Raw genomic sequence first — 16,031 nt, 5'->3', positions numbered from 1 at the left:
AGCTTAGCCTGCCTGATAGATTCGTCTCAAAGGAAAAGTGAAGTTCATCTTTGCTTTGTTTCTTTCTTCAGTGCGTCCAATTTTTTATTGTACAAGCGATTTTCTTCTTGACAGACTTCATTCAGTCGATCTTCGTAACGCCTCATTTTCCGCTCAAAATCTTCTCGATTTTCCTCGATTTGATTTAATATATAAGATGAATCAACAGGCGAACTGTGACGACAAAATGATAGAACCCAATTACTCATTTCCTCCGAAAAATTTCTAGCCTCCCGTTTCATATCGTGATAATCCCATTCCAATTCACTGGCTTTTCTTCGAAATGCTATATGTTCATCGTCTAATTGTGCCATCCGTTTTTTTGTATCCATAACCCCTCCTATAGAATTGGACTCATCAAATGAGGTGTTGAGATTTCAGTTAAAACATTCTTGACCGAATCGGCTGCTAATCCGGAAAAAGCACCTTCCAAATCGGCAGGAACTTGAACTGATGAGAATGATTTCATCGTCTCAGCCTGATTGGTAAGCCATTCTTGCAATAGACGACTTTCTTCAAGGAGAGTGGCTCTTTTGGCTGAGATTAATCCTCGAATAGCCAGACGTTCCTGTATCCTCAGATACTCTTTTTTGATACGCTCTGCTTCTGCTCGATCTTCTATAATTGGTTCAATCATACGCTTCCTCCTATAATTCCCCAAAAATCTGGCTACCTTTTTGGTCAATTTCTACAATTCTATCAGCTGCCTTGTTTAATTTACCTGATATACTTGTCATTTTCGTTTGATATGAGTTGGCCGAGGAAAGAGTTGCTGCTTCTATTCCAACATTCCAAGCTATCTCAAAGCTCAGCTCGGATAGTAAATCCTCTATCTCTCCACCAGAAAGGTTATGAGCCAGCGTATACGCTGCTGATCGTAGTTCTGTTATGTGCTGAGTGACACTTTCCTTGGCATTTGCAAGTTTATCTTTGATCGCCTGCTCATATTCCTCAGCTTGTAGCTGAGCAGTTTGCGCGCTTGTACGAACTAATTCTTCTCTCAAACTAATCGTTTGACTGCCTGAACTAGTCTTCAAGGAAGCGTGCAGTTCACCAATGCGTTGTCTATTTAAAGTGAGTAATTCTTGCTTAGAAGGCTCAGGAGCAAAAGAACCATATTTTTCTAAATATTCTTTAACATAAGATTCTGGATCTGTACTATCAAACCATGTCTCTAGCTTAGACAAGTCAAATTTTTCAGCAGCTTTAGCTTTTCTCTTAGCAATCTCCCTCACTTGCTTTTCAGTCATGCCGGAACAGAAAAGACTATTTTTTACATACCATTTAATATCTAGACTATTACCTTTAATCTTGGGTAAGCCAGCATTATGATGTTTTCCCTCTACAGTAAATACTTTTCCATACGGAATGATCCCTCCATGACCATCCCAACTTGTTAAATCTTTCCCTTGATCACTGTATGAATGTAAGTGTTTATTAAGATATGCTAATTCTTCATCACTAATCCCTCTATAATCGGCTGTATTTTTTGTCAACGAATTCCACGCACCCCAGTCCATGAAATTTGTAATCTTCTGGACTTTCATTTCCGCAGCTACTTTAGCAACAGCTGGTCCCGCTTGACTAAATCCCGACATATTACTGATATCAACTTCTTGTCCCTTGCCAGCCATTTTTTTAGCCTTAGATAATGATTGGTTATAAAACTCCCGAACGTCCTTTGTCTGTTCTGTTAATTGATTTCTTGCCATTACTGCATTAAATCCAGATTCTATAACATGATTATTAATATCTCCGTTAGGTGACTGAGTTCCGGCAACAACAATAGTAGTTTGACTATAATCTGGCTTACCTTCCTTATCAAGAGGCGCAACAGCAATAGCTTGGGTGGTTTCGTTGACTTCGTTGATTAATTGATATTTCTTTCCGCTTCTTTCAAGACCAAATTGTTCATTAACATTTTTTTCTTTTATTATTTTTAACACATCAACTTGTAATTCCTGTACCTGTTCATCATTTAATGCCATTCCCAATGATATCCTTTCTTGATTTCTGTATTATAAATAACCTCTGCACTTGGACTGCCTTCCTCACTTTTAACCACGTCCTTCAGCTGTCCATCTTTAACAAGCGCTTCAATGTTTTCATCCATCTTGGGTTTAGATGATAGTTTGACTTCCTCAGGGAGTTTTTTATTGCCTGCAATATCAATAAAATCATCTCCTACTCTTAGCTCAATTATTTCTTCATCAAATCCATTAAAATCCAATCTGACATCACCATAATCTCCATAACTAGCATAACCGAAATTTTGAACTGTTCGACCTAAATAGACTTTATTACCATGAGTATCATAAATGACAGGAACAACATTGGCATGAAACATATACTGCCCATCTCCACCTTGAACAAAAATTGGTGAAAACTCTATTTTACTAACTCCTGAATAGTGCTCTTTGATGTAAGTCGCTAGTTGTTCTTCCAACAAACGAAATCCGCGTTTGTAAAGTTTTACTCCTTTATCGTCTAAAACATCACTAACATTATACGGCGAGTTTTGATGTTCAATCCATTTTGTCATACAGTATCCCCCTCCTAAAACTAAGGTAATTAATACAGCTATAATTGCAAGTTGTTTTTTCTTCATTAACTGTCACCTCTATATCTAAATGAAAACGAATCCATTTTTTCTGTTTATAGTATATCACAATATTGTATTTTTTGCCGAGTACTTCTGCCATATTATCCATAAACAGAAACCTCCCCATTTAATCAAAGATTATCCCCATTCTGAATAACTCCCTCTTTTAATTTATAAGTTGTAGTCTAATTTCGGCATTCGGACTTCCTACATCTGATTCCTTAACATCTTTTAGCCTTACTAAGTGTTATTTAATATAAACAATGCCATTCTGTCAACGCCAATCCAAATAGTCTCCTTTCTTAATTTCTGTATTATAGACAATTTCCGCTTTTTGACTACCTTTTTCACTTTTAACCACATCTTTTAGTTGACCAGCATTGACAAGCGCTTCTATATTTTCATCCATTTCTTTAACAGAATTAAGTTTTACATTTTCAGGTAAACATTTACTATCAGATATATCAATAAATTCACTATCAACTCTTATTTCAATGATTTCTTCATCCAATCCATCAAAATCGAGTCTGATACTACTAAAATCATCATAATGAGCAAATGTTCGATTTCCAATTTTTTTACCTAAATACGCCTTATCTCCATATTCATCATAAACTATAGGAACAATATTGGCATGAAACATATATCGTCCGTCACCTCCTCGAACTAGTATAGGTGAAAACTCTATTCTACTTATTCCTGAATAGTGCTCCTTAATATAAGTTGCCAGTTGTTCTTCCAACAAACGAAATCCTCGTTTGTAAAGTTTTACTCCTTTATCGTCTAAAACGTCACTAACATTATACGGCGAGTTTTGATATTCAATCCATTTTGTCATACAGTATCCCCCTCCTGAAACTAGAACGAACAAAATTGCCAGAACGACAATAATCTTTTTTCTCATAATTATACCTCCATTACAGTATTCTATAAAACAAGGTTTTCAGCTATCACTTTCCTACATTGTAGCATAATTTTTAGCGTTATCCTCCATTTCTTTTTCAATCACTTCAACCAAAAGGAAAGTACTTGGGTCATATCGATAAATTATCTTTTTGTTTTAGACCTTTTAATCCATTGAAATCCAATTTGTCTGTTATCTACATGAAGTCCAAGTATCTATCTTTTAAATTCGTCTCATATCACCTTTTCTCCTCCTCAAAACAAAAAAGACAAGCTTAGCCTGTCTCTTTAACATATATTATAATTCAATAATTTTACCCGTTTCAAAGTAAACGACCCATTCGCAGATGTTTTTGGCATAATCGCCGATACGTTCCAAGAAAGAAATAACCTGGAAATAATCACGGCCTGTAACGATGGCTTCAGGATTTTTCTTGATTTCTTCCGTAGCCAGATCACGAATGCTATCAAAATAATGGTTGATTTTTTCATCCATGGCTGCTACTTCATAGGCTTGATCTACAGAACCATTCAGGTAGAGATCAAGGGCAGCTTCAACGAAATTTTTCACATCGCGGCCCATCTTTTTAATTTCGTCCTCGACAGCTGGAATACGCTGCTCCCCCTTCATACGAATAGCTGCTTTTGCAATGGATACCGCATGGTCTCCCATACGCTCTAAGTCTGAAACGGCCTTGAGAACGGTTAGGACAGTGCGAAGATCTTGAGAAACGGGTTGTTGGAGGGCAATCATTTCAAATGATTTCTTTTCCAATTTCACTTCATATTCATTTACTTCTGCATCATCTTCGATGACTTCCTTTGCCAAGTCACGGTCATGTGTGACAAAAGCACGCACCGTGCGGTTGATTTGTGAGAGCACTTCTTGTCCCATTGCGTAGAACTGATTGTGCAATTTCTCCAAATCTTCTTCAAATTGAGATCGTAACATCATTCAACTCCTTATCCAAATTTTCCTGTAATATAATCTTCTGTTTCCTTATTTTGTGGGTTGAGGAACATCTCCTTAGTATCATTAAACTCCATCAAATCACCACCCAAGAAGAAGCCTGTTTTATCCGAAAGCCGAGAAGCCTGTTGCATGGAGCGCGTCACCAAGAGCATGGTATAGGTGTCCTTAAGTCCATAGAGAGTTTCCTCAATTTTACCCGCAGAGATTGGATCTAGCGCTGACGTTGGCTCATCCAAGAGGATGATTTTCGGACTAGTAGCCAAAACGCGTGCTACACAAATCCGCTGTTGCTGACCACCCGAGAGTCCGATAGCCGAATCATGTAAACGGTCTTTCACTTCGTCCCAGATAGAAGCCCCAATCAAGGAACGCTCCACCGCTTCATCTAAAACTTGTTTATCCTTGACGCCGTTAATGCGCAGTCCGTAGACAACATTTTCATAAATGGTCATTGGGAAGGGATTAGGCTGCTGGAAAACCATGCCAATCTCCTTGCGCAACTCCACCGTATCTGTCCGAGGACTGTAAATATTGTGTCCGTTATAGATGACCGTGCCTGTCGTTGTTACTTCTGGATTCAAATCACCCATACGGTTGATAGCCTTGAGCAAGGTAGATTTCCCTGAACCTGATGGTCCAATCAAGGCAGTGATTTCATTAGTCATAAAGTCCAAGGAGACACTATTGAGTGCTTTCTTTTTATTATAATAGACCGACAAGTCCTTGACTTGCAAAATAGGTTCTGTCATAAGTTCATTCCTTTAGTTTCTTCACCTTTAACCAAAATGACCAGAAACATAGTCATTGGTCGACTGCAGTTTGGCATTTTGGAAAATATTGGCAGTTTTGTCATACTCAATCAAATCCCCCAGATAAAAGAAGCCGGTGTAGTCACTGGCCCGGGCAGCCTGCTGCATATTGTGAGTCACGATGATGATCGTATAGTCCTTTTTGAGCTCAAACATGGTCTCTTCCAGCTGCATGGTCGCAATCGGATCCAGCGCAGAAGCCGGCTCGTCCATAAGCAAGATATCTGGCTTGACCGAGATAGCTCGGGCAATACAGAGGCGTTGCTGCTGACCGCCTGACAAGGTCAAGGCTGATTTATGAAGATCATCCTTGACTTGGTCCCAAAGCGCAGCTTGCTTGAGCGAAGTTTCAACAAGCTCATCCAAAATCTTTTTATCTTTTACACCAGCACGTTCATGAGCAAAGGTAATGTTGCGATAAATAGACTTGGCGAATGGATTAGGCCGTTGAAAGACCATGCCGATGTGCTTACGCATTTCGTAAACGTTGATATCAGACCGATTGACGTCTATTCCTTGGTAAAGAATTTGCCCTGTTACCTTGGCAATATCAATCGTATCATTCATACGATTGAGACTGCGGAGGTAGGTTGATTTCCCTGAACCTGAAGGTCCAATCAAAGCTGTGATTTTATTCTTTTCAAATTGCATATCAATGCCCTTGATGGATTCTTTTTTACCGTAGTAAACATGCAAATCCTTGGTCGAAAGGGCTACTTTTTCTTCAGGAAAAGTAATGATATGCTTTTCATTCCAATTATATTCTGTCATTGCTTCTCCTTTATGCAGAGGTTAATTTCTTGTGCAAGTAAGAACCGAGTTTGCGGGCTCCAAAGTTGAAAATCAAGATGAAAATCAGAAGCACCGCTGCTGATCCTGCTGACACCACAGTTCCATCAGGAATGGTTCCTTCACTATTGACCTTCCAGATATGGACGGCTAGCGTCTCCGCTTGCCGAAAAATCGAAATCGGGCTGGTAATGCTAAAAATGTTCCAGTTAGACCAATCCAGAGCCGGCGCAGATTGACCTGCAGTATAGATCAAGGCAGCTGCTTCACCGAAAATCCGACCAGAAGCAAGGACAATCCCTGTCACAATCCCTGGCAGAGCTTCAGGAATGACCACATGAAGCACCGTTTCCCAGCGGGATATTCCCAAAGCTAGTCCTGCTTCACGCTGTGTATGGTGAACGTGACGTAAGCTGTCCTCGACATTGCGAGTCATCTGAGGCAGATTGAAGACAGTCAGCGCCAAAGCACCAGAAATGATTGAGAAGCCATACTCAAACTGGACAACGAAAATCAAATAGCCAAAGAGTCCGACTACCACGGATGGCAGCGAGGACAGGATTTCAATACAGGTACGGACAAAGTTGGTCACCGGACCTTTTTTAGCATACTCAGCTAGATAGACTCCCGCTCCCATCGAAAGGGGAACAGAGATAATCAGAGTAATCACCAGCAGGAAGAAGGAATTATAAAGCTGAATCCCAATACCACCGCCAGCTTGGTAAGAAGAGGATTTCCCTGTCAAGAAAGACCAGGAAACATGTGGCAGACCTCTAACTAAGATATAGAGGATGAGAGAGGCAAGGATGGCAACAATGATACTCGCTATTGTGTAGAGAACACCAGTCGCCAATTTATCTAATTTCTTAGCGTGCATAGTTTTTCTTACCTCTTTCTTTTGTAATTAGTTTAATCACACTGTTAAAGGCTAAGCTCATCATCAAGAGCACCAGAGCCAGAGACCAGAGAACGTTATTGTCCACCGTTCCCATAACGGTATTTCCGATTCCCATGGTCAAGACAGAGGTCAGTGTGGCTGCTGGTGTTGTCAAAGAGGTTGGAATCACCGCAGAGTTACCAACAACCATCTGGATAGCTAGGGCTTCACCGAAAGCACGCGCCATTCCAAAGACCACCGCTGTAAAAATACCTGAGCGAGCAGCCTTGAGTGTTACCCGCCAAATAGTCTGCCAGCGCGTTGCGCCCATAGCCAGACTTGCTTCACGGTAGTGACGCGGCACAGCACGCAGACTGTCCGTCGTCATAAAGGTTACTGTCGGCAAAATCATAACAAAGAGCACAAAAATACCAGACAAAATCCCAAAACCAGTACCGCCAAAGACTGTACGGACAAAAGGCACCACGATTTGCAGACCGATAAATCCATAAACAACAGACGGAATACCAACTAAAAGTTCAATAGCCGGTTGCAGTATCTTTGCTCCTTTTGGAGAAACTTCTGTCATAAAGACAGCTGCACCAATCGCAAAGGGAGTTGCTATCAGAGCAGACAGAATGGTAACGATAAAGGAGCCTAAAATCATTGGCAGGGCACCGAATTCCTTACCTGACGGATTCCAAGTGGAGCCAAATAAAAATTCAAATACATTAACTCCGTTGACAAAGAAGGTCGACAGCCCTTTTTGTGCTACGAAGATTAAAATCATGGCTACAATCAAAACGATTAAAGCCAGACAAGCAAAGGTGATATATTTCCCAAATTTTTCCAGACGAGAGTTTTTCGAAGGGGATAGTAATTTTTTCGCTAATTCTTCATTTCTCATTTGCTATCTCCTTTTAAGCTTGTAACGTTTCCATCAGCATCCTTGCTGACCTGCATTTCCTTGATGGAAATATAGCCCATTCCTGAGACGATTCCATCCTGAACTTCATCGGACAACATGTAATCCAGAAACTCTGCTGCCAGACCAGTCGGCTTGCCTAATGTATACATATGCTCATAAGACCATAGTGGCCAAGCATTGGTTGCAACATTCTTGGCAGTTGGCTCGTAGCCATTGAGCTTCAAAGTCTTGACAGAATCATCCACATAAGCAAAGGCCAAATAAGAAATGGCTCCCGGTGTTTGAGAAACAATGGACTTAACCATCCCATTTGAATCCTGCTCCTGACTTTGAACGGCTGATTTACCGTCCATGATGACACTGTCAAACGTAGCCCGGGAACCAGAGCTTGCCGCACGGTTGATGATAGAAATCTCTAGATTTTTCCCGCCCAGCTGCTTCCAGTTGGTCACTTCACCAGTAAAAATCTTCTGCAGCTGCTCCGCTGTTAAATTATCGACGGATACTTCTTTATTGACAATCACCGCAATCCCGGCAACTGCTACTTTGTGGTCAACAAGGGCTGAAGCATCAATCCCTTCTTTTTCCTCAGCAAAGACATCTGAGTTGCCAATTTCAACCGCACCAGACTGAACCTGAGACAAGCCCGTACCTGATCCACCACCTTGAACATTGACCGTTTTTCCAATATTGGCCGAACCAAACTCATCCGCTGCTGCTTCAACGAGCGGCTGAAGGGCTGTCGAACCAACGGCAGTCATGGACTCGCCTCGGTCAATCCAGCTGGAGCAAGCAGAGAGGCTAACCGCAACTAGAACTAGAATCGCTGACAAAATCAGCTTATATTTTTTCTTTACCATTTTTCTCCTCGAAATCTTGAGAATGATAGTGGAATGTCTATTTGAAAGAAACTGAAAATCCCACTATATCCACTATAACATAGAAAGAGGGCTTTGCCTAGTCTTTTGAACGAAAGCGAAGCCCCTTGGGGAAATAATTTTTCAAGGTATTTCCAGTAATTTTTGAAAAACCCAAACCGTTGCCTTGGGCAAGCACTTGATACCAGCCATTTGGATAGTTTTGTGAGAGTTGAACCGTCTCGCCTGCTACATATTTGCTAAAGGCCTCATCATCAATCTCAAGGACTGAGACGACTTCACTAGGCCTCAAAGCTAGGCCTAAAGCAAAGCTCGGTTCAAAGCGATTTTTCTTAAATACACCCAGATGCAGGCCATTGCGAGCAATTTTCAGCTTGGAGACATCTGGCAGTCCAGCTGGCAGCAGATAAAGATTGTCCCCAAAAGTATCTAAATGTCCTTCTAGCTCAATTTTCAGATGCTTTTTCTGGAAATCTTGCCAGAGTTTTCTCTGCTCGGCCGTTAATTTATTTTTGGCTGCCTTGATTTTTTTAGCAGACTGACTGCCTGTAAAACGAAATTTGGCTACAAATTGCCCTTCACCTTTGAAATGGTGAGGATACATACGAGCTGTTTCTGGGAAATCAATCCCTGCCATCATGCCATTGATTTTTGGTATTTCCAGCAATTCCAAAGAAAAATTCTCTAAAAGCCAAGCGACAATTTCTTCATTTTCTTCTGGTGCCCAAGTGCAAGTCGAATAGACTAGCTGCCCGCCTGTCGCCAACATCTTGACAGCGTCCTCTAGAATTTCTCGCTGGAGACGCGCACACTGGGCAGGATATTCCGGACTCCAATACTGGGTGGCATCCGGCTGCTTGCGAAACATTCCTTCGCCAGAGCAAGGAGCATCCAGAACAATGAGGTCGAAATAACCCTGAAAAACCTTAGCCAATCGATCCGAAGATTCGTTGGTGACAAGGACATTTCGCGCTCCAAACCGCTCAATGTTTTCTACCAAAATTTTACTGCGTTTGGCATTGATTTCGTTAGAAACCAGCAAGCCTGTATTTCCCAGATAAGAGAGTAAATGAGTAGATTTTCCACCTGGTGCAGCCGCTAAATCCAAAACTTTCATGCCCTTTTGTGGTGCTGCAACCTGAGCGACCATTTGCGCAGCTGGCTCCTGAGAATAAACTAGTCCCGTGACATGTTCTACCGACTTCCCAGACGCTTTTCCGTAATGTCCCCAGTCTGTGTTCGGGATAGCATTCACAAAATCTTTCTGATTTTCTTTTAAAGGATTGCTGCGAAAGGCTGAAATCGGATCTTGTTCAAAAGTCGCAAAAAAAGCCTCTGCTTCCTTCCCCAAGAGCTCCTCATACTTTTCCTTAAAACCTACTGGAAAGTCCATACTAGCCTTTTCCCTTTCGTAAATACTCTTGTAATTCGTCTAACTTGCACTTTGGTGCAATCATAATCGGCTCCTGAGTCTGAAAATTCGGCTGTTCGCCATCAAGAGTCTGAATGACGAAGCCTAGTTTGTCAGCCATCACATAGACCGCAGCATAGTCCCAAGGCCAATTATAAGAGAAATAGGCGGCTAATCCACCAGCCAAGGTCTTAGCAAAACTAATCCCAGCACTGCCATAGACACGCACCCCCAAGCAATCACGAGCCAAGTCAGCTAGTCCCCAGTGATTATGCTCCAGCATACTAGCATTTGAAGCCATAAGATATTTCTGCAAGGGCTTATCGATAAAAGCAGATAATTTTCGTTCATTACAGTAAACATCAAAAGCCCCACCTCCATGAAAAAGCTGGTCTCTTGTCACATCGTAAATTAAGCCGAATTTGCCCTGCCCATTTTCAAAATACGCCAACATAATAGCAAAATCAGCCCGCTGGGTGATGAAATTATTGGTACCATCAATGGGATCAATCACCCAGACATTACCATCCGCGATGTCGTGTCGCAGGTCATTTTCCTCTGCCAAAATCGCGTCGTTCGGATACTGAGCTAAAATTTTCTCAACCAAATCATCTTGGATGAAGCGGTCCATTTGAGTCACCAAGTCAGTCGGGCTGCTCTTTTGTAGGACATCTAAGTCATCATAGAGATGGTCTCTTAAAAAAGCCCCTGCCTGATAAACTATTTCTTTCGCAAAATGAAATTTATTTTCCAAGAGAAATCATTCCTTTCCCTTTCCTTTTTGCCTCCTGAACAGCGCGATAAAGAGAATAGCCACTGACCGTCTCAAACTCACGGCCGAGTCGCTTCTCTTCTCCCTTACTGGGAACAACTTTTTTGAAGACTGCATAGGACTGGAGCAGTTTCTCCGCTTGAATCTTCTGTTCATAGGCTTGCTCTACATCATTAAAAAAAGAAAGCACTGAAGCAAGCTCTTCAGTGCTCCACGATAAGTCTAGTGGGTAACTATAATTTTTTTCCATATTTTAAATATCAGCACGCATAGTTGCGGCTCTGAGTTCTTCTTTCCGATAGCCTCTAGGCAAGAAAGCACGAATTTCATCTTCATTGAAGCCGATTTGCATTCGTTTACCATCAAGGATAATTGGGCGACGCAAAAGACTAGGATTTTCCTCAATCAGCTTAATGAGCGTTGAAATCGATAAATCCTCTACATCTAAATCTAGTTTTTGAAAAATTTTTGAGCGGGTTGAGATGATGTCATCAGTGCCATTTTCTGTCAATGAAAGAATGTGTTGCAATTCTGGAGCAGACAGAGGGCTCGTCATGATATTATGCTCCGTAAATGGAACTTCATGACCAATCAACCAAGCACGCGCCTTGCGACAGGAAGTGCAGCTAGGCGATAAAAATAATGTAATCATGCTGTTCTCTTCTTATTTTTATATAGTAACTAACTCTATTATACTAAATTTTATCTCTCTTGACTAGATATTTTTAAGAATCAGCTTGAAATACTAAGAAAAATATCAAGAACTGATATTTATTCCGAACATTCCCAATTTCTTGCCACTTCTTCATCACTCTTTAATTGAGCAACCAGTTCTTCAATACCATCAAATTTAACCATATCACGAATCTTATCCAGCCAGATAATCCGAATCGTATCGCCATAGATTTCCTCCGCAAAGTCAAATAGATTGGCTTCAAAACGAAGCTCATCTCCTTCAAAGGTCACATTTTTGCCAACGCTAGCCATGCCACGAAAAATCTTGCCATTGTGCTCAACATCTACCACATAGACACCATCTGCTGGTAAAATCACGCGATCCAAAGGGGCTAGATTGGCCGTTGGATAGCCAATGGTGCGCCCTCTAGCATTGCCATGAACCACAATGCCCCGAGTAGAGAGAGGATAGCCTAATAGCTGATGCGCCTTGGCAACATCACCATTTTGAATGGTCTCTCTAATCCGAGTAGAGGAGATTTTTTCCTCATCTTGATTGACTGATGAGACGATGACAATCTGACCATCAAAATAGTCTGCAAGCTCCTCTGCCTTTCTCTTGTCAGATCCAAAATGGTAATCAAAACCTGCCACAACTGCTTTCGCTTTAAGTGCAGCAACGTATTTATCAAAAAATTCTCGGGCTGTATTTTTAGAAAAATGACTAGTAAAGTCAATCAAGTAAAGGTAGTCCACACCCAAATTTTCTAAGTGAGCAGCTCGTTCCTCCGGATGATTCAAATGCAACATCAACTCTGGCTGATAACGGACAAAAGCTAATTTTGGTGACTCAGGAAAAGTCAGTACCGCAATCTTCAGTCCTTGCTCATCCGCTATCTTCCTAGCTTCCTTAAAAAGTGTCTGATGTCCCTTATGCAGGCCGTCAAAATAGCCCAGAACCAAGACTGTATCTTCTTCCTGATTTATCTCTAATTCATTATTTATTCGTCTTATTTTCATCATTTTTCTATTTTACTATGTATCCGCTTTTTTTACAACAAATTAAATCCCATGAAAAGAACTTCTATCACTCCAAGAAAACACCTTGCTATCTCTAACAAAGTGTCTCTGTAAATATTTGAAACTACACTGGTTACTGGCGATCATCATAGCCGTTTGGATGACTGGAATGCCATTTCCAAGCAGTTTCGATAATGGTTTCGATATTGTCAAATTTTGGCTTCCAGCCCAAAACTTCTCTTGCTTTCTCAGAGGAAGCAATCAGCGTATCTGGATCCCCTGGGCGTCGCTCTGCTATTTCCAAAGGAATAGGATGTCCGGTCACTTTGCGTGCTGCTTCTACAATCTGCAGGTTGGAAAAACCAGTCGAAGAGCCAAGGTTAAAGGCATCCGAAGGTTGACCAGCTCGCAGGTGTTCAACAGCCAGAATATGGGCATCAGCCAAGTCGAAAGGATGGACATAATCGCGGACATTGGTTCCGTCTGGAGTATCGTAATCGTCTCCAAAAACGGCAATCTTCTCACGTTTGCCCTGAGCCACCTGGAGCACAATGGGTAGGAGATGGGTTTCTGGTCCATGGTCCTCGCCAATCGATCCGTCGGGCTTGGCACCGGCTACATTGAAATAACGCAGGGCCACAAACTTGATGCCATAGGCCTGGTCTGCCCAGCGCATAATGGTCTCCATCATAAGCTTGCTCTCACCATAAGGATTAATCGGCTTTTGCGGAGTTGTTTCCAGAATCGGAACTTCCTCAGGAATGCCATAAGTCGCTGCTGTCGAAGAAAAGACAATGTTTTTAACGCCGCATTCCTGCATGACCTCCAAAAGAGAAACCATGCCGGCTGTGTTATTATCAAAATACTTGAGCGGGTCCACCATGGACTCTGCGACCAGTGAAAAGGCAGCAAAGTGAATGACTGCATCGATAGATGGATGATTGGCAAATACACTACGCATAAAGTCCTTGTCCGCCAAATCCCCCTCATAAAAGACTGCCTGAGGATGAACCGCTGCGCGATGACCAGTCACCAAATTATCAACGACGACTACCTCTTCCTTACCTGCCTCTACCAAACGGTCTACCATGTGCGAGCCGATATAACCAGCTCCACCTAATACTAAAATTGCCATGTTTCTCTCTTTCTTGTTTTGATTTTTATTTAACTATTTTATCAAAAATAGGGACAAATGAAAACTCTCACTGCAATTATTCCTCTTTCAAACCAACAGATTGGACAAAGCGCATGAAAGCTTCCTTGCCCTCCTCTGTTCGCTTGTAAACTCCTGCATCTTCCAGCACACGGCTGAAAATTTGTCCAACCGAAGCCTGAACTACTCCTTCCACCGTCTCAGCGGTAACATCTGGATTCTGGTCTTTGAGTTGCTTGGCCCACTCCTGATGATAGGCAGCGACCAGACAGTCTTCTCCTAGCAGAAACAGCTCCACCTGCTTGAGCTCTTCCTTGAGCCGAGGCGGCAGAATAGCCAGTCCCATAACCTCAATCAGACCAATATTTTCCTTCTTAATATGCTGCACATCCCTATGAGGATGGTAAATGCCATCTGGATATTCTGAGGAAGTTTGATTGTCCCGCAAGACCAAGTCTAGCTCAAAACGTCCATCTTTCCTGCGGGCAATCGGTGTGATGGTATGGTGAGGCTCACCCTCAGACTCTGCCAAAATCTGCACACTAGGATCAGAATAAGTCCGCCAAACTTGCAAGATCTTGTCAGCCAACTCAATCAACTGTTCCTTCTTATCAGACTTCAGACGAATGACGGACATGGGCCACTTGATAATTCCTGCTTCCACCTCTTCAAATCCGCTAAAAGTAAAGCTGCAATCCAGCTCTGCTATTACCATAGGGAAGGTATGACGTCCACCTTGATAGTGGTCGTGGGTCAGGATGGAGCCACCGACAATAGGCAGGTCGGCGTTAGATCCTGCAAAATAGCCTGGAAAAGTCTCGACGATGTCCAGCAGACGCTCAAAGGTCAGACGGCTGATAGCCATAGGAAGGTGCTGGCTGTGCAGAAAGATGCAATGCTCATTAAAGTAGGCATAGGGCGAATACTGGAAGCCCCATTCCTGTCCGGCCAAATCGAATCGAATAATCCGATGGTTAGCTCGGGCTGGGTGATCCAAGCGGCCTTGGTAGCCTTCATTTTCCATGCAGAGCTGGCAGGCTGGATAGTGGCTGGTCTTAGCCTTTTTAGCTGCCGCAATTTCCTTGGGATCCTTTTCTGGCTTAGAGAGATTGATGGTGATTTCCAAATCTCCGTATTCAGTTGGCGCTTTGAAAGCAATGTTTTTAGCAATGGCCTTGAGTTTGATGTAGTCGTTCTTTTTACTAAGCTGGTAAAAATCAGCCACAGCTTGCTCAGGATTGGAGCCATAAGTTGTCCAGAAGTCCCGATTGAGCTGACTAGGGGCTGGTGTGATGAAGTTCATAAGCTCAGCACCAAGGATTTCACGCGCAGTCTGACTATCCTCAATCGTCTCTAATCTAACTGCCTCCTCAACCAGCTGGTCCTTGAGGTCAATCAAGTCATCCAACTCAGTCTCAACTTCTAAAACACCATCTCCCACTCGTGCCAAAACACGATTGGTCAGGTAGATTCGATCCATTTCCTCAAATGAACTTTCAGAAATGACTTCTGTGATAAATGCATCTAGAACTCCCTGACTCATTGATTCTCCTTCTTACATTCTAAATAGTCTCTGACAGCGTCTAAATCCTGAAAAACTTGTTCTGTTTTATTTAAGAAAGACTGTGCTGGTATTTTTTAGTCTGGAATACAAATGACTGGTATCCCAGCTCTATACGCTGCCTCAATCCCTGCTTCACTATCCTCTAGTACTAAGCAATTCTCTGGTAAAACATTCAAATCACTACAGGCCTTTAAAAATATATCAGGGTAAGGTTTGCTTCGCTTTACATCTTTTGCAAAAACTAGATGGTCAAATAGAGACAGTATACCATTACTATCCAAAATCATTCTAGCTCTAGATTCAACACTTGAAGTTGCTAGGGCGATTGGGATGCCCTCTGTTTTCAAAAAAGTAAGCAAATTTTTAGCACCTTTTTTTAAATGAACACCTTGGGCTAAGATTTTAGCTTCCAGTTCATAAACTTTTTCCAAGGTTTGGTCAAAGTTCCAAGGTAAATCATAGGTATCCAAAAATCGTTGAACATTCTCCTCTTCCCTATGTCCACTGTATTCTCTAGAATATGTTTCTTTTGTGAAAGGAATTCCAAAGTCTGCAAGCAATTCTTGATAAACTTTTAGAGAAATGATCTCAGTATCAGCTAATAAGCCGTCTAAATCAAATATTACAGCGTCCATTTA

The 16,031-nt window shown here is 41.9% G+C and carries 18 protein-coding genes and 1 pseudogene; all 19 read right to left on the bottom strand.

Annotated features, from left to right (window positions below):
• Positions 1-44: 44 nt before the first annotated feature.
• The gene (locus tag D8872_RS09275) at positions 45-371 is read right to left on the bottom strand and encodes a hypothetical protein (RefSeq protein ID WP_037617959.1); all 327 of its coding nucleotides are present in this window, start codon (positions 369-371) and stop codon (positions 45-47) included.
• 8 nt (positions 372-379) lie between these two features.
• A complete protein-coding gene (locus D8872_RS09270) occupies positions 380-676 on the bottom strand; it encodes a hypothetical protein (protein ID WP_037617957.1) in 297 nt (98 codons plus the stop codon).
• 10 nt (positions 677-686) lie between these two features.
• A complete protein-coding gene (locus tag D8872_RS09265; RefSeq protein WP_125390726.1) occupies positions 687-2,027 on the bottom strand; it encodes a hypothetical protein in 1,341 nt (446 codons plus the stop codon).
• Positions 2,018-2,647: a hypothetical protein gene (locus D8872_RS09260; RefSeq protein WP_125390725.1), complete on the bottom strand. Its 630-nt coding sequence runs from the start codon at positions 2,645-2,647 to the stop codon at positions 2,018-2,020. Before D8872_RS09260 ends, D8872_RS09265 begins: the two co-directional genes overlap by 10 nt.
• Before the next feature lie 268 nt (positions 2,648-2,915).
• Positions 2,916-3,545: a hypothetical protein gene (locus D8872_RS09250; protein ID WP_185761412.1), complete on the bottom strand. Its 630-nt coding sequence runs from the start codon at positions 3,543-3,545 to the stop codon at positions 2,916-2,918.
• Positions 3,546-3,842: 297 nt separating this feature from the next.
• On the bottom strand, positions 3,843-4,496 hold the full coding sequence (phoU, locus tag D8872_RS09245) for a phosphate signaling complex protein PhoU (RefSeq protein WP_005591940.1): 654 nt from the start codon (positions 4,494-4,496) through the stop codon (positions 3,843-3,845).
• An 11-nt stretch (positions 4,497-4,507) separates the two neighbouring features.
• The gene (gene pstB / locus D8872_RS09240) at positions 4,508-5,266 is read right to left on the bottom strand and encodes a phosphate ABC transporter ATP-binding protein PstB (RefSeq protein ID WP_125390724.1); all 759 of its coding nucleotides are present in this window, start codon (positions 5,264-5,266) and stop codon (positions 4,508-4,510) included.
• A 27-nt stretch (positions 5,267-5,293) separates the two neighbouring features.
• A complete protein-coding gene (pstB, locus tag D8872_RS09235) occupies positions 5,294-6,097 on the bottom strand; it encodes a phosphate ABC transporter ATP-binding protein PstB (RefSeq protein ID WP_045497247.1) in 804 nt (267 codons plus the stop codon).
• A 10-nt stretch (positions 6,098-6,107) separates the two neighbouring features.
• Positions 6,108-6,992, bottom strand: a complete 885-nt coding sequence (gene pstA / locus D8872_RS09230; protein WP_125390723.1) for a phosphate ABC transporter permease PstA — start codon at positions 6,990-6,992, stop codon at positions 6,108-6,110.
• A complete protein-coding gene (gene pstC / locus D8872_RS09225) occupies positions 6,982-7,899 on the bottom strand; it encodes a phosphate ABC transporter permease subunit PstC (RefSeq protein ID WP_125390722.1) in 918 nt (305 codons plus the stop codon). The genes pstA and pstC overlap by 11 nt, the downstream gene beginning before the upstream one ends.
• The gene (locus tag D8872_RS09220; protein ID WP_125390721.1) at positions 7,896-8,780 is read right to left on the bottom strand and encodes a phosphate ABC transporter substrate-binding protein PstS family protein; all 885 of its coding nucleotides are present in this window, start codon (positions 8,778-8,780) and stop codon (positions 7,896-7,898) included. The genes pstC and D8872_RS09220 overlap by 4 nt, the downstream gene beginning before the upstream one ends.
• A 97-nt stretch (positions 8,781-8,877) precedes the next feature.
• A complete protein-coding gene (locus D8872_RS09215; protein WP_125390720.1) occupies positions 8,878-10,191 on the bottom strand; it encodes an RsmF rRNA methyltransferase first C-terminal domain-containing protein in 1,314 nt (437 codons plus the stop codon).
• Position 10,192: 1 nt separating this feature from the next.
• A complete protein-coding gene (locus D8872_RS09210; protein WP_125390719.1) occupies positions 10,193-10,963 on the bottom strand; it encodes an inositol monophosphatase family protein in 771 nt (256 codons plus the stop codon).
• Complete coding sequence (locus tag D8872_RS09205) at positions 10,953-11,231, bottom strand: UPF0223 family protein (RefSeq protein WP_005590249.1); 279 nt, start codon at positions 11,229-11,231, stop codon at positions 10,953-10,955. Before D8872_RS09205 ends, D8872_RS09210 begins: the two co-directional genes overlap by 11 nt.
• Positions 11,232-11,234: 3 nt before the next feature.
• Entirely contained in the window at positions 11,235-11,633 is a 399-nt protein-coding gene (locus D8872_RS09200) for a Spx/MgsR family RNA polymerase-binding regulatory protein (protein ID WP_005590248.1), read from the bottom strand.
• Between the two features lie 119 nt (positions 11,634-11,752).
• Positions 11,753-12,676 carry a bifunctional riboflavin kinase/FAD synthetase gene (locus D8872_RS09195; RefSeq protein WP_311164830.1) on the bottom strand — a complete coding sequence of 308 codons (924 nt, stop codon included), beginning with the start codon at positions 12,674-12,676 and terminating at the stop codon, positions 11,753-11,755.
• Between the two features lie 133 nt (positions 12,677-12,809).
• Complete coding sequence (galE, locus tag D8872_RS09190) at positions 12,810-13,811, bottom strand: UDP-glucose 4-epimerase GalE (protein ID WP_125390717.1); 1,002 nt, start codon at positions 13,809-13,811, stop codon at positions 12,810-12,812.
• A 76-nt stretch (positions 13,812-13,887) separates the two neighbouring features.
• Positions 13,888-15,372, bottom strand: coding sequence for a UDP-glucose--hexose-1-phosphate uridylyltransferase (galT, locus tag D8872_RS09185; protein ID WP_125390716.1), 1,485 nt, complete (start codon positions 15,370-15,372; stop codon positions 13,888-13,890).
• Positions 15,369-16,028: pseudogene (locus D8872_RS09180) on the bottom strand (HAD family hydrolase). Before D8872_RS09180 ends, galT begins: the two are co-directional and overlap by 4 nt.
• Between the last annotated feature and the right edge of the window lie 3 nt (positions 16,029-16,031).

Origin of the sequence: Streptococcus cristatus (assembly GCF_003943815.1) — a bacterium.
Lineage (GTDB): Bacteria > Bacillota > Bacilli > Lactobacillales > Streptococcaceae > Streptococcus > Streptococcus cristatus_F.
The sequence above is the reverse complement of the archived record's forward strand: the minus strand, read 5'-3'. Positions and strand labels throughout refer to the sequence as shown.